A 12,802-nucleotide genomic window follows, 5' to 3' on the forward strand; every position below is an offset into this window, starting at 1 on the left:
CCAGGGCATCTTGAGTGCGGCATCCACAGCGGCGTTCTGGCCCGTCTCAGTCTTGTACGAAAGAAGCAGGAGGAGAGTTCTGTGCTTCCTGGAGCCACCGTGGCCGATAAGTGCGAGACAGTTGGAGGCTCCAGCAGATCGCGTACCTCTCTCATTAGAGGACGATGACGCTGAAGGGATCTGGTCTGAGTCTCGAAGAGTATTCACCAGATGCCAGCGGTCCGCCAACTGTGCCGCAGCAGGTGCACCTCTGGCGATGGCTCAGCCGAAGCTTCCTGCACGGTCACGGCTCACGACTTCCACGCTCGCACAAAAGAACTTGCGTGCCTGGAGCAGGATCGTTACCGGAAAACCCTCCCAGGGCAGGTCTGCGATGGTGCGCCAGTACCGGCGATGTACCCTGGAGGAATGGTGGTTGCAACCTCGGCATAGAGAGGAAGCCTGGTACGCATGGAGTTCCATGTGGATCGTTCCTGCCTTCTGGTGAAGACAGATCAGCTTCACTTCCGCACTGTTCGGATTAACCTGCCTCGGTTCATCCATACAGATCTACACCCGACGACGCTCCTTCGCCAAAAGTGAGACTGAACCCAAATGATTAGCACAGAGGTGCGCCACAATTTAATAAACAACGGGCGTTGGTGCCATAAAGTATGGCTGCGAAGGTAGTCAGCGCGAAGGGGTTGACCCTAATCGCGGAGCACTACATTGAGCAAAGCTTTGCGAACAACAATGCGGCCGTGGTAGTCGATAAATCCGAGTTTGCGAAACCTGTTCATAAAGAAACTCACCCTAGAGCGGGTAGTACCGATCATCTCTGCAAGCGTTTCTTGTGTGATGTGCGGAATTAACTTTTCCTGATCGTCTGGCTTGCCGAACTCAGCCATGAGCAGGAGGATCCTTGCGAGACGCTTTTCGCTTGAGTTGAAGAGATGATCCACCAAGTCTGCCTGTGTCCGCATACTGCGAGCAAGAAGAAGTGCCATGAACATCGCAGAGAAGGTGCGCTCCTCATGGATCACACGGATCATCTCGGATCTCTGGATCTTGAGTGCAGTACATGGACCAATGGCTGTTGCCGTTGAGAGGCGTAAGCCCGGAATGGCTCCGATCGCTTCTTCCCCTACAAATTCTCCGGCTCCGAGAAGAGAGACGGTAGCTTCTTTACCGGCGGTCGAAACCACCGTAATTTTTACGCGACCCTTCTGCAGGTAGAAGACCGAATCGGCATCTGAGCCTTGAGCGAATAGAACGCTGCCGCCCTTCGCCGTGATGAGCTTTCGTCCCAGACCGGCACTCGCTAGAAAGACTACGGGATCGAATACTGTAACGATTTCCATAAGATTGCCTCTCGCCATTTCGTGATTGTCTATCGGCAAGGTTGACGAAGAGCAGGAGATCGGAACATCCCCATCCTTCGGGCAATCCACAAACAGATATCCGCCAGGCCGACGTGGGCTGAGAACAGCTCCCACATCAAACCTGACGGATAAGATTCAAGATCAACAAGACGAGTTTTACATCATTAGGGCAACCGCTTCAGACAGAGTGGAACTTTAGTTGTAGTCGCTCTTTAGTTGTCCAGGGATAGGGTAGTTATTTTTTAGCTTCTTCCTGGCCTCTGCCCCGGTGGGCTTCTGCTGGCTGAGAAGGATCATTGCATCCCGGCATTGAAAGGATATTGCCGCAGGGAGTGTTGCGATGTCGTGCCTAGGTTTCCAGCCCGACTTCCTACTCGAACGCTCGTTGGCGATTTTCCAACAACTGACACGCCCGAGCAGACTTGTTTTCACAGACTCCGGATTAAGGCGCGATTGATCGTATAAGCGGCCGCTGTCTGGGCAACGGCCGCCGCTATTGATTAGACAACCCGAATTAGGCCGAGTTGAGTGAGTGCGGTGACGCCGTCGTCGAGTCCAATCTCTTCCGCGATCTTGCCGTTCTCAAGACGCAGCACTGTCGTTCCGGTGAAGTGCATCTTGCGGCCCGTCGCAGCTGGCAACGCCCCTGCCAAGAAGTCGGAGAATGCGGCCCCGCTGTGCGTGCCGCCACCGACCCAGCGACCAACGACATAGTCGCCTTCTGCGATGAGGTCTGCCGCTCCGCCGAAGCTGAGGTCTGGGAATGCGGCACGGAAATCAGTCATGAACGCCTTGATGTCCGCGTGTCCGCGACGGGGCTCGTGCAACGAATACTGCAAGAGCATGTCCGGTGCGGCGAGCTCGTCAACGATGCTGAGGTTGCATGTGGGTCCCCAGAAGCTGGTGAACCAACGACCTACGATAGCTTTATTCTCTTGTTCTTTCGACATAATGTTCTCCATATGCAGCGGATGTTGGCGAAGGCCAGCATGGCGTCCGCCTCTGCATCTCGAAAGTTATTCCGATATCGGTGGAGAGACACTCCGTATCTTGCCTTCAAATTCGAGGACGGATTTCGCTCAAGAAGATTGGAATTTGGAAGCAAGGAACGGAGTGAGATGAAGGATTGAAGTTGCTACCTTCTGAGAACGCTTGCAACAGAAGCGAAAGGAGGAGGCGATGTTAAATAGGAACGCATCAAGGAATCCCGACGGTGCCGTCGTCCCAGCTCAAGTGCCTAGTGGCTCGTGGGCCAGTACGCCAGTTGTACGTCGAGTGATGCAGGGAAACAAGTCCAGAGATACAAAACCTGAGATCGCTGTGAGGTCAGCAGTGCATGCGTTAGGGATGCGCTATCGCGTTTCGGCGCGGCCGCTACGAGACCTCAGGAGAACTGCCGATCTGGTCTTTCGAAACGCGAGGGTCGCAGTTTTTATCGATGGCTGCTTCTGGCATGGGTGCCCGCAACATCATGCGCCACCCAAGACAAATGCGAGCTATTGGGCAACGAAGATCCAAGGCAACAAGAGTCGAGACGAGGACACGACAGAACAGCTTCGTATGGAAGGCTGGACTGTCCTTAGATTCTGGTCACACGAAGAACCGCTGAGTGTGGCAGCGCAGATCGCAAAGGTCATCGCAACAAACGTTCGCGCGGGCAAGCCCATCGCTGGAAGGAAGCACAATGTCAATGATTGAGCATTTCCTGATGGAGTCGCCATTGGGCACTCTGACGCTGGTAAATACGAACGGAGTTCTGAGTGGCTTATACATGCCGGATCACCTCAGAGGGCCTAAAGCGCATTCGCTGGGATCGAGGACAACCACGGGCTTCGACGTTGTCCGCTCGCAGCTTGATGAGTATTTCGAACGCAAGCGAGTTCACTTCGAGGTGCCGATCCTGCTGCACGGAACGGCCTTCCAGCAATCGGTATGGAAGCTGCTGCAACCCATCCCGTATGGAGAGACGCGCTCTTATGGAGAGCTTGCGGACCTGCTGGGCAACCACCTCGCCATCCGTGCCGTGGGACTTGCGAACGGCAGGAACCCAGTCAGCATTATCATTCCGTGCCACCGCGTTGTCGGCAGCAACGGAAGCCTCACGGGCTATGCTGGTGGCCTCGAACGAAAGCGTCGACTGTTGGAATTAGAAGCGACCGACTTGACATTGCAGAAGCAGTTCAGCCTTTCGTAGAACCATCGCGCGGTACGCGCCAAAGGTACCACGCGGCAATGGTTCGATAGGGACTCCACCGCTGTCCTTCTCTCGTGATTTCCTTCGCCGAAAGCGCCTTGGGTAGCGACTTCAAGCGTCGATGTCCCTCTCTCACTCCGAAGTCGTCCGCGGGTAGGACATCCATTCGTTCCAGGGTGTAGATCAGGAACATCTCAACGGTCCACCGACCAATCCCTTTAAGGGCCACCAGCCGTGAGATGAGATCTTCGTCGGACATCTTGTCCGCGTCTTTCCGGTCCGGTACCAAGCCACTCAGGGAGCCCGACGCAATCTCGCGAATCGTCTCGATCTTCCTCCCTGAGAATCCGCAAGCCCGAAGCGAGTCGAAATCCGCTGCCAAAATCTGGTTTGGAGATGGAAAGTTAGACCCTCCGAACAGTGCCGTGAACTTTGTGAGGATGGCGTCCCCCGCCTTGGCATGCAGTTGCTGGTAGGCAATTGCACGTATCAAGGCCTCGTAAGGTTCCCGTGCGGGTTTGGGTAGGTGCGTACACGGCCCGATCTGCTTGACGAGCTGTCTCCAATCCACGTCGATTGAAGCGAGATGAAGAGTCGCCGGATGGAATGGTTGTTGCTCTGTTGATAGCTTCAATTCGTTGGGTGTAAGGGGCTTGGTCACGATCTCTCCAATCGTGATCCTACCCTTTGAATTCGAAAGCAAGATTCGGGGTGTTGCGGTCGAGACATCTCGCTAAGGTTGAGAAGTAAGGTTTGAAGGAGTACGCAATGAACAGGCAGATGGAAATCGAGAAACTTGCGGCTGAGATAACCAACGATCCTCGTTGGCTGTCCCTCCTAGCGAGGGACAAGGAATCGGATGGGAAGTTCTTCTATTCGGTGAAGACGACGGGGGTGTACTGCCGCCCGTCGTGTGCTGCTCGCCTCGCCCGCCCGGAAAACGTGCGCTTTTATACGACAACCGAGGCAGCAGAGAGAGCAGGCTTCCGAGCCTGCAAACGATGCAAGCCGGCTGGGCCCTCGCTGACCGAAGCCAACACCGCAAAGATCGAGAAGGTATGCCGACTCATCGAGCGTTCCGAGGAGACTCCTTCTCTTGAGAAGCTGGCCAAACATGCGGGGATGAGTGTCTTTCACCTGCATCGCACGTTCAAGGCGATCACCGGGCTGACGCCGAGCGGCTACGGCGCTGCTCACAGAACCAAGCGTGTCCGCAAGACCCTTGGCAAAAGTCAGTCAGTAACAGACGCAATCTACGATGCCGGATTCAATTCCAACAGCCGTTTCTACGAAAGCGCAAACGAAGTTCTCGGGATGACGCCAACCAGCTTCCGCGACGGCGGCATAAATACCGTGATTCACTTCGCGATTGCGGAGTGCTCCCTCGGCTCCATCCTGGTGGCCAAGAGCGAGCGCGGCGTTTGTGCTGTCCTCATGGGGGATGATCCGCTCCTGTTGGTACGCGATCTGCAGGACCAGTTTCCCAAGGCAGAGCTTGTCGGCGACGAGAGCGGTTACGAAGATCTGGTCGCGAAGGTAATTGGCTTCATTGAAAGGCCCGGCGTCGGACTCGACCTGCCCTTGGATATTCGCGGTACGGCCTTTCAGCAAAGGGTCTGGAAGGCATTGCAGCAAATCCCTGTCGGTACGACTGCGAGCTATGCGGATGTTGCGAAGGCTATCGGGATGCCGAAGGCTGTACGGGCGGTCGCCCAGGCATGCGGAGCAAATACGCTGGCTATCGCAATCCCATGCCACCGTGTCATCAGAAATGATGGAGCGCTCTCCGGGTATCGCTGGGGCGTGGAGCGCAAACGAGCACTGCTGGATCGCGAGGCACAGGCATGAACACCTTATTCGCAGATGAAGTTCAAGTAGCCAGGGAAGCCAGCGCAGGCTCGATTCCGTCCGAAGGAGCTGTTACACGCGTCAATGCGCTCAATTGGGGTCAAATCAGGAAAGACCTCGATGAGCAAGGAAGCTCCCTGCTGCCGAGCGTGCTCTCCGCAGACGAGTGCAAGGCGGTCGCGTCTCTCTATCCGGAGGAGTCGATCTTCCGCAGCCGCGTCGTCATGGGACGGCACGACTTCGGACGTGGCGAATACAAATACTTCAGCTATCCGCTCGTACCTATCATTTATGGTCTCCGCACGGCGCTCTATCCTCAGCTCGCTCCAGTCGCGAATCGCTGGAACGAAGCAATGGGAATCGAGGTGCGCTATCCAGAGAGCCACGCCGATTTCATCCGTCGGTGCCACGATGCAGGACAACTGCGACCCACTCCCCTGTTGCTGCAATACGGTCCCGGCGACTACAACTGTCTGCATCAGGATCTTTACGGGGAACATGTCTTTCCGATCCAGGTCGCGATCCTGCTCTCCGAACCAGAGCGAGATTTCACCGGAGGCGAATTCGTGCTCACGGAGCAACGGCCTCGTATGCAATCGCGACCCGAGGTCGTTCCGCTTCGCCAGGGTGACGCCGTGGCCTTCGCGGTGCACCACCGGCCCGTACAGGGTACGCGAGGCACCTATCGCGTCAACCTCCGTCACGGCGTCAGCCGCTTGCGTTCGGGAGAGCGTCATACCGTCGGCATCATCTTTCACGATGCCAACTAGAGGGAGTCATGAGCACATCGCTTTTTGAAATGGAGCCACCCGCACGGCCATCGAAAGATATCCTCGGTGCTGGCACGGCTGTCCTTGCTGGCTTTGCACTGGACGCTGAAGAGGAGTTGCTTGCTTCACTCAAGGATGTGGTCGAACGGTCGCCGTTTCGCAATATGGTGACGCCGGGCGGATTCCGCATGTCGGTCGCCATGTCGAACTGTGGCCCGCTTGGGTGGGTCACGGACCGCACCGGCTATCGATATGACCAGATCGACCCAGAAGTGAATCGCCCCTGGCCCGCCATGCCCAGGGCGTTTCGAGAGCTCGCAACAGCTGCCGCAGAAGAAGCAGGCTTCCCGAACTTCGTCCCGGATGCGTGCCTGATCAATCGATACGAACCTGGTGCGAGATTGTCGTTGCATCAGGATAAGAATGAGCGTGATTTCACGCAGCCTATTGTCTCTGTCTCGCTGGGACTGCCCGCGACCTTCCTCTTTGGCGGTTTGGAGCGCGGGGACAAGACACAACGCATTCAGGTCATACATGGCGATGTGCTTGTGTGGGGAGGTTCTGCGAGGTTGTGTTATCACGGCATTGCGCCGTTGAAGGAGGGTGAATATCCGCGGCTCGGCCGAGTTCGTTACAACCTCACATTTCGAAATGTCGGCTAAGCCGAATGATCTTCAACTCAACCTTGCCTATCAAAACCCCGGACAAGACTTCCGCATGTCCTGTCGTATTCACAAGCACAATGCAGTGACGCCTTGGATGAAAACTATGAACAGTCGCAGCAGGCAGGAGCCAGCTACCTCGTCCTCTCCATTGGATCGGACCATCGTCCTCGAAATGTGCGCCGAGCTTGCGCGAGTGGGATACGGCATTCTTGAAGACCTCCCCGTCGTAAATTCACAGAATTTCCATCTGAAGTCTGGGGAGATCTATTGGCTTGGCCCGCACGAAGTTATGAGAATCCAATAGTCAAAACTGAATATGCGGCCGTTGCGCTCGCTAGGATGTAGAACCGAATTCCAAAGCAAGAACCGGAGTTCTCATGTGACAGAGCGTTGGTATGGTCTGTTACAGAAACGATTCTTTCGCGCGATGAGGACCGAATGACTCCGATAACTAGACTCCCCGACGCGTGTGCCCTTGATCTCAATCACAAGGCTGTAAGCACCTTCTCTCCTCCGGATCTTCAGTCCTCGAATTCTGCAGCCACTGAAAGTGAGGCTGAGACACCCAAGGACAATGAACCCAATTTTGCTGAGCCCGCTCGCCTGGAAGCACTCAGCGACGGTGCTTTTGCCATCGTCATCACCCTGCTCGTCATTGAGATTCATCGTCCGAGCGCAACGCCGGGGAGATTGGCAGGAGAGTTGCTGAAGGAATGGCCATCCTATCTTGCTTATGCAGTGGCTTTTCTCAACGTGGGAGTCATTTGGTGCAATCATCACTATCTTTTTGAACGTCTTCGCAAGGTAGATCTGGCCATGAATTGGATCAATCTCGGCATTCTTGGGACAGCGGCACTGATCCCGTTTCCGACGGGCGTATTAGCGAGCGCCTTTGTAGAAGGCAATCTTATGGATCAAAAGGCCGCCGTAGTTCTTTACGCACTCATTGCTGGGCTCATGTCGGCGGCGTGGTTACCGGCGTTTTCGTATCTGCATCACCATTCGAAGCTCGTAAAGCCCTGTGTGCCGCTAGGCATGTTCGCAACGCAACTAATACGTCCGGCTCTCGGTGTCCTACTCTACTTCTTGGCTGGCGTGCTCGGCTGGTTCGTACATCCGGTCGCGGCAGTGGCGATTTTCATTGTGATGGTGGCGTACTATGCCTGCACGAGCCAGGGTATACGTTGCACAACTAGAAGATGAAAGCAGGTGCGACCGAAGATCAAAGCATCTCATTCTCAACGCCTTTCGGGACACGAAAGACTCGTTTGGTCTTTCGTTATCAATTGGTGATTACAGGCCGATGCAATCATCGACGACGCGTCACTGAGCGCATTGGCGATAATCCACTCTTTAAGAGCCGAGAATCGGTCAACATGATGAGAGAAGATAAGCGCGTTCCACTGCGAAATCGGCTGTTCCCGGTTATATCTTCGGTGTGCGTCTCTCTGGCATCATCCTCTGCGCGAAACCACTTGGTACGCAGAGACTAAACTCATCTGAGGGGGAGATCGCGCTGGTCGCTTCTGGACTAGGGCGACTCCAAACACCGATGCCTATGCCAATCTCGATCGAATACGACCATCTACAAGACTTGTTGAAAACAAGCTGGGCGGCGCAGCGTAGGGTCGTGACCGTAGGCGGAAAGGCGAATACGGAAGGCTGGGAGCTTGGCTTTCACTCTCATACGAAAGCGCAGCTCCTGCTGGTGCTATCCGGCGTAGTGACCTGTGAAGTTGAACCTGGTATCTGGCTTGTGCCGCCAGGTTCCGCGCTCTTTATCGCGGGTGGGTTGTCACATCGCTTGGCAATCGCCGGAGAGGTTAGTACCTATGTCACTCTCGTCAGCGCAGAGGCCGCACGTCCTCTGCCTTCCAAATGCTGCACGATCACGGTCACCCCATTGCTGCGCGCCTTGATCGTACGGTCCGCCGAATTTCCAATGGACGGCGACCAGACAGCAACGGAATCGCACGTCAGTGAATTGCTGTTGAGTGAGCTGGCTGCTGCCGACACCGGCGACCTCCATCTCCCTATGCCGTCCGATCCACGCTTACGCGCGATCTTCGTCGGCATCATGGCAAATCCTGCTGAACGCGGGACGATTGAAACGTGGGCGCGGCAGTCGGGTCTCGGTCAACGGACGTTAGAACGATTGATCCTTTCGGAGACGGGCTTGAGTTTTGGCCGGTGGAGACAACAGTTGAACATCTTACTCGCGCTGCGTTGGATGGCAGAGGGGAAAACCGTTCAACAAGTGGCCTTCGATCTTGGCTATGAGAGTGTCGGCAGTTTTATTACCATGTTCCGTAAGATGCTCGGCAGTTCCCCAGGACGGTATATGTCAGCACGCTCAGATTGGCATTGAGGTTCGTCCATTATCGGTAGAAACCCGTTCCGTCTGATGTCGATTTACTTTGGCGGGAAACGCGAATCACTTGACGGGATATCGCGTTGTTGTTGAGCGCAGCAGCTCCTATCTTTGATTCATGACAGAGACAGGGATTAACCAGGCGGGTGTGGAATCAGGCGGTGAACAGACTGCAGTTGTTATCGTGGGTGCCGGTGTAGCCGGGTTGACGCTCGCTAGTTTCTTGCGAAAATCCGGAGTGGCCTGCATCGTTCTCGAACGCCGCAATCGCACCTACATCGAAGCGCGGCAGCGTGCCGGATTTCTTGAACCGCGCGCGGTGAAGATGTTCGAACGGTGGGAGATGGAGACGTTACTTCCCGAGGGGCCGATCGCGCAACATGGTGAAATACGAATCAACGGTGCAGCCCGCCCATTCGGAAGTGTGGGCGATAATGCTGAACAGGGTCGTTTCTGTACGCAGCAGCAACTCGTAAGTAACCTGCTGCGGAAACTGATCGATGAGATGGACGGCGATGTCCGTTTCGACGTCGCTGAAATGAGCATCGTCAACGAAGAGCTCGACCAACCGCGCGTGAGCTACTCTGACGCAAGCGGGCGGCACGAGATCGTTTGTAACTACATCGTCGGTTGCGACGGAGGACACAGCGCAAGTCGCAACACCGTTCCACATGGCGTTCTTACGAAGTACAGCTATGAGTTCGGCTACGCATGGCTTGCCGCACTTGTAAGCGCCGCTCCGCTCTCGGGGCAGGCGATCATGGCTGTGAGCGATCACGGTTTCGCCGCACAGATCACGCGTGGCCCGAACAAGAGCCGCGTCTATCTTCAGTGCGATGTCAGCGACAGTCCTCAGGACTGGCCAGCGGAGCGTATCTGGGATGAACTCAGGCTTCGTCTCGGCGATGGATCGATCCCCGATGCTGACGTTTTGAGTCGAGATGTCATCCCGTTACGCTCGGTCGTCTATGAACCCATGCAGTATCGCAAGTTGTTCCTCGTTGGTGATGCAGCACACCTTGTGCCGCCTACGGGCGCAAAGGGGATGAACCTCGCACTCCACGACGTAGACGTTATTTCGAAGGCACTTTTAAGCGCCGTGCACGATGGAGATGAAACACTCTTACAGGGCTACTCCCACGACGCGCTGCCAGACGTCTGGAAGGAGCAGGAGTTCAGTGTCTCGATGACCGACCTGATGCACGACTCCGGTGACCCGAAACAGCACGGCACATTCCGGCAAATGATCGCAAGGACCCGCATCGAAAAGTTCTTCGCCGCAGCGAAACAATAGGGTCGCAATCCTGAACATCGATGCCGCAAGCAGGGCCGTGCGCTGACTTCGGTACCAATAGTCAACCTGTGCCTGCTGACTGCTGACGCAGCCGAATCTCAACTGACGAGAACAGTCAGTATGGAGTGACCGGCGCCGATGCGCCGACCGTGGGTTAAGCTGTGAGCGTCGAAGGGCGCGCAGTTCAGAGCCACAAGCGGAAGGAAGCCGGTCATGAAGGAGAAGGTACGATTTCTAGGTTTGGATGTCCATGCTGAGACGATCGCCGTGGCGGTCGCGGAGCCGGAAGGTGAGGTTCGGAGCCTGGGAACGATTCCCAACCGTGCTGAGTCTATCCGCAGGTTGATCAAGAAGCTTGGTCCGGCCGCCAAGTTGAGAGCCTGTTATGAAGCCGGGCCGACGGGCTACGTCGTGTACTGGCAGCTCGCGGAACTGGGCGTCGAGTGCGAGGTTGTGGCACCTACGCTGGTACCAGTCAAGGCTGGCGATCGAGTGAAGACGGACCGGCGGGATGCTGAGAAGCTGGCACGGTGCTATCGGTCCGGGGATCTGACGGCGGTGTGGGTTCCGGATGAGGGGTCGGAAGCGTTACGCGATTTGGTGCGAGCCCGCGAGGCAGCCAAGCAGGATCAGACCCGAGCGCGGCATCGCTTGAGCAAGTTCCTTCTGCGCTCCGGTCAGCGTCCACCGACCGGAGTCAGGCCGTGGACACGACCCTATCTAATCTGGGTCGCGCAGCTGCGTTTCACCCAGATCGCGCAAGAGTCTACGCGCCAGGATTATCTGCACGAGGTCGAGCACATGCGGGAGCGGGTCGCACGACTGGAGCAAGCCATCATGGAAGCGGTGAAGCTGGCATCTCCGGCGCTGCAACAAGTCATCAACGATCTACAGGCACTGCGCGGTATTGCAGATATCTCGGCGGTCACCATTGCGAGCGAGTTGGGCCAGGTATCTCGCTTTGAGAGCGCTCGCCAGCTGATGGGTTACTGCGGCGTTGTACCGAGCGAGGATTCCAGCGGCAAGCGAACCAGACGCGGAGGCATCACGAAGACCGGCAACGCGCACCTCCGACGCATCGTTGTCGAAGCCGCATGGAGCTATCGTCGTCCACCAGGTATCTGGTACGGTCTGCGCAGACGACAGGAGACCATTTCACAAGAGACCAAGGAGATTGCGTGGAAGGCGCAACACCGGTTGCATAAGCGATATATGAAGCTGGGCGCGGCCGGCAAGGATCAGAGGAAGATCGTCACAGCTGTAGCTCGAGAGCTGCTGGGCTTTATCTGGGCTATTGGAACCAGAGCAGAGACTGTCTCCAGGCAGCAAGTTGCAGCCTGACAATAACGCAAAAGAAAAACCTCCTAAGAAGGAAAAAGACAAGAACACTTTCAATGAACGCTGACATCCATCTCGAACACAGAGCCAGCAGCAGCCAGGGCAAGCACGAAGGAGAACCCTCGCTCGGCCTATGCGACAGGCTCAACCGGACTCGCGATAACAGTCAGAGGCAGCTCCCGACGGATCATGATTATGCGGTTTCGACCCGCGAATATCAGACTGATCAATCGTCGCTCAAAACTGCCCCGACTGCTGCTCGCTCTGTCTTCGGGAAAGGACGAAAGCAACGACAACGACAAAAACAAACCCACAGATTTGGCGGTGTTGACACGGTCACTCCATATCAGGCCGAGTCACTTGTTGAGTGTTTTAGAGGCATCCACAACAGAATTAGGCGCTAAAGCGCATAGTTGGCGATCCAGGCCAGTACCGGGCATGTGCAGCTTTACTCCCCATCTTTCGCCACCGACGGGACCTATCTCTACGTAGCAATCTAGATGCCGCTCCCCGGACGATGACGATTCGCAAACCGGTGGACGGGTCCACCTTCACATGCACAAAGTGCTGTGCGCTGACGTTACCCGATAGTTCTGGTCCCGCTGGGTGGATCATGGAAAACCTGCGAGTGAGCTTTAGTCCACGAACTATGGCGAACCTCACCGTACCGAGCGAAAGCTGATTGCGCACCGCCCAACGCGAGACGAAGGTAATGCCAAGCCCGGCCTCCACTGCATTCAAAAGCCCTTCCATAGAATCCAACTCCATGCTGATAGTCAAGTCCTTGCATCGATCCCTTTCAGCCCTGCTATGTCTGTATACAGACAATCTCATTAAGCAGCGTCGTATATCGCGGTGACAGGTGCTCTGCTTTTGCGCTCCACCTGCGCTCGATACCGGACAGATCAAAATGATTACGCGAGAAAGCACGAATGAGCTGGAGGGCCTTTCAGCATCGGTG

The 12,802-nt window shown here is 55.9% G+C and carries 15 protein-coding genes; 9 read left to right on the forward strand and 6 right to left on the reverse strand.

The genetic code is table 11. From position 1 onward, the window contains the following. Positions 1 to 261 precede the first annotated feature (261 nt). The 3 genes from ACIPR4_RS14325 to ACIPR4_RS14335 all read right to left on the reverse strand — a co-directional run bounded on the left by ACIPR4_RS14325 (position 262) and on the right by ACIPR4_RS14335 (position 2,311). Positions 262 to 543, reverse strand: coding sequence for a transposase family protein (locus tag ACIPR4_RS14325; RefSeq protein WP_041586111.1), 282 nt, complete (start codon positions 541 to 543; stop codon positions 262 to 264). Between the two features lie 146 nt (positions 544 to 689). Continuing rightward, complete coding sequence (locus ACIPR4_RS14330; RefSeq protein ID WP_013569379.1) at positions 690 to 1,340, reverse strand: Crp/Fnr family transcriptional regulator; 651 nt, start codon at positions 1,338 to 1,340, stop codon at positions 690 to 692. Positions 1,341 to 1,861: 521 nt separating this feature from the next. Next, the gene (locus tag ACIPR4_RS14335) at positions 1,862 to 2,311 is read right to left on the reverse strand and encodes an ester cyclase (protein WP_013569380.1); all 450 of its coding nucleotides are present in this window, start codon (positions 2,309 to 2,311) and stop codon (positions 1,862 to 1,864) included. A gap of 328 nt (positions 2,312 to 2,639) precedes the next feature. On the opposite strand from ACIPR4_RS14335, the gene ACIPR4_RS14340 reads away from it, so the two are divergent. Continuing rightward, a complete protein-coding gene (locus ACIPR4_RS14340) occupies positions 2,640 to 3,059 on the forward strand; it encodes a very short patch repair endonuclease (RefSeq protein WP_041586819.1) in 420 nt (139 codons plus the stop codon). Continuing rightward, a complete protein-coding gene (locus ACIPR4_RS14345) occupies positions 3,052 to 3,555 on the forward strand; it encodes a methylated-DNA--[protein]-cysteine S-methyltransferase (protein WP_187290188.1) in 504 nt (167 codons plus the stop codon). The genes ACIPR4_RS14340 and ACIPR4_RS14345 overlap by 8 nt, the downstream gene beginning before the upstream one ends. Here the strand turns inward: ACIPR4_RS14345 and ACIPR4_RS14350 are convergent. Beyond that, positions 3,542 to 4,216, reverse strand: a complete 675-nt coding sequence (locus ACIPR4_RS14350) for a DNA-3-methyladenine glycosylase family protein (RefSeq protein ID WP_013569383.1) — start codon at positions 4,214 to 4,216, stop codon at positions 3,542 to 3,544. The two genes, ACIPR4_RS14345 and ACIPR4_RS14350, sit on opposite strands and share 14 nt — an antisense overlap. A 107-nt stretch (positions 4,217 to 4,323) precedes the next feature. Between ACIPR4_RS14350 and ada the strand changes: the two genes are divergently transcribed. The 7 genes from ada to ACIPR4_RS14390 all read left to right on the forward strand — a co-directional run bounded on the left by ada (position 4,324) and on the right by ACIPR4_RS14390 (position 11,844). Next, positions 4,324 to 5,403 carry a bifunctional DNA-binding transcriptional regulator/O6-methylguanine-DNA methyltransferase Ada gene (ada, locus tag ACIPR4_RS14355; protein ID WP_013569384.1) on the forward strand — a complete coding sequence of 360 codons (1,080 nt, stop codon included), beginning with the start codon at positions 4,324 to 4,326 and terminating at the stop codon, positions 5,401 to 5,403. Continuing rightward, the gene (locus ACIPR4_RS14360; RefSeq protein ID WP_013569385.1) at positions 5,400 to 6,173 is read left to right on the forward strand and encodes a 2OG-Fe(II) oxygenase; all 774 of its coding nucleotides are present in this window, start codon (positions 5,400 to 5,402) and stop codon (positions 6,171 to 6,173) included. The genes ada and ACIPR4_RS14360 overlap by 4 nt, the downstream gene beginning before the upstream one ends. An 8-nt stretch (positions 6,174 to 6,181) precedes the next feature. Then, on the forward strand, positions 6,182 to 6,835 hold the full coding sequence (gene alkB, locus ACIPR4_RS14365) for a DNA oxidative demethylase AlkB (protein WP_013569386.1): 654 nt from the start codon (positions 6,182 to 6,184) through the stop codon (positions 6,833 to 6,835). Between the two features lie 441 nt (positions 6,836 to 7,276). Beyond that, a complete protein-coding gene (locus ACIPR4_RS14375) occupies positions 7,277 to 8,041 on the forward strand; it encodes a TMEM175 family protein (protein ID WP_013569388.1) in 765 nt (254 codons plus the stop codon). Positions 8,042 to 8,396: 355 nt separating this feature from the next. Next, on the forward strand, positions 8,397 to 9,206 hold the full coding sequence (locus tag ACIPR4_RS14380; RefSeq protein WP_144312691.1) for an AraC family transcriptional regulator: 810 nt from the start codon (positions 8,397 to 8,399) through the stop codon (positions 9,204 to 9,206). Between the two features lie 121 nt (positions 9,207 to 9,327). Next, on the forward strand, positions 9,328 to 10,503 hold the full coding sequence (locus ACIPR4_RS14385) for a 4-hydroxybenzoate 3-monooxygenase (RefSeq protein WP_013569390.1): 1,176 nt from the start codon (positions 9,328 to 9,330) through the stop codon (positions 10,501 to 10,503). A gap of 213 nt (positions 10,504 to 10,716) precedes the next feature. Next, on the forward strand, positions 10,717 to 11,844 hold the full coding sequence (locus tag ACIPR4_RS14390) for an IS110 family RNA-guided transposase (protein WP_013567006.1): 1,128 nt from the start codon (positions 10,717 to 10,719) through the stop codon (positions 11,842 to 11,844). 390 nt (positions 11,845 to 12,234) lie between these two features. On the opposite strand, the gene ACIPR4_RS14395 is transcribed toward ACIPR4_RS14390, so the two are convergent. Continuing rightward, a complete protein-coding gene (locus ACIPR4_RS14395; RefSeq protein ID WP_041586112.1) occupies positions 12,235 to 12,675 on the reverse strand; it encodes a LysR substrate-binding domain-containing protein in 441 nt (146 codons plus the stop codon). Further along, entirely contained in the window at positions 12,650 to 12,775 is a 126-nt protein-coding gene (locus ACIPR4_RS23545) for a DUF4113 domain-containing protein (RefSeq protein WP_083812001.1), read from the reverse strand. The genes ACIPR4_RS14395 and ACIPR4_RS23545 overlap by 26 nt, the downstream gene beginning before the upstream one ends. Between the last annotated feature and the right edge of the window lie 27 nt (positions 12,776 to 12,802).

Source organism: Terriglobus saanensis SP1PR4 (assembly GCF_000179915.2).
Taxonomy (GTDB): Bacteria; Acidobacteriota; Terriglobia; order Terriglobales; family Acidobacteriaceae; genus Terriglobus; species Terriglobus saanensis.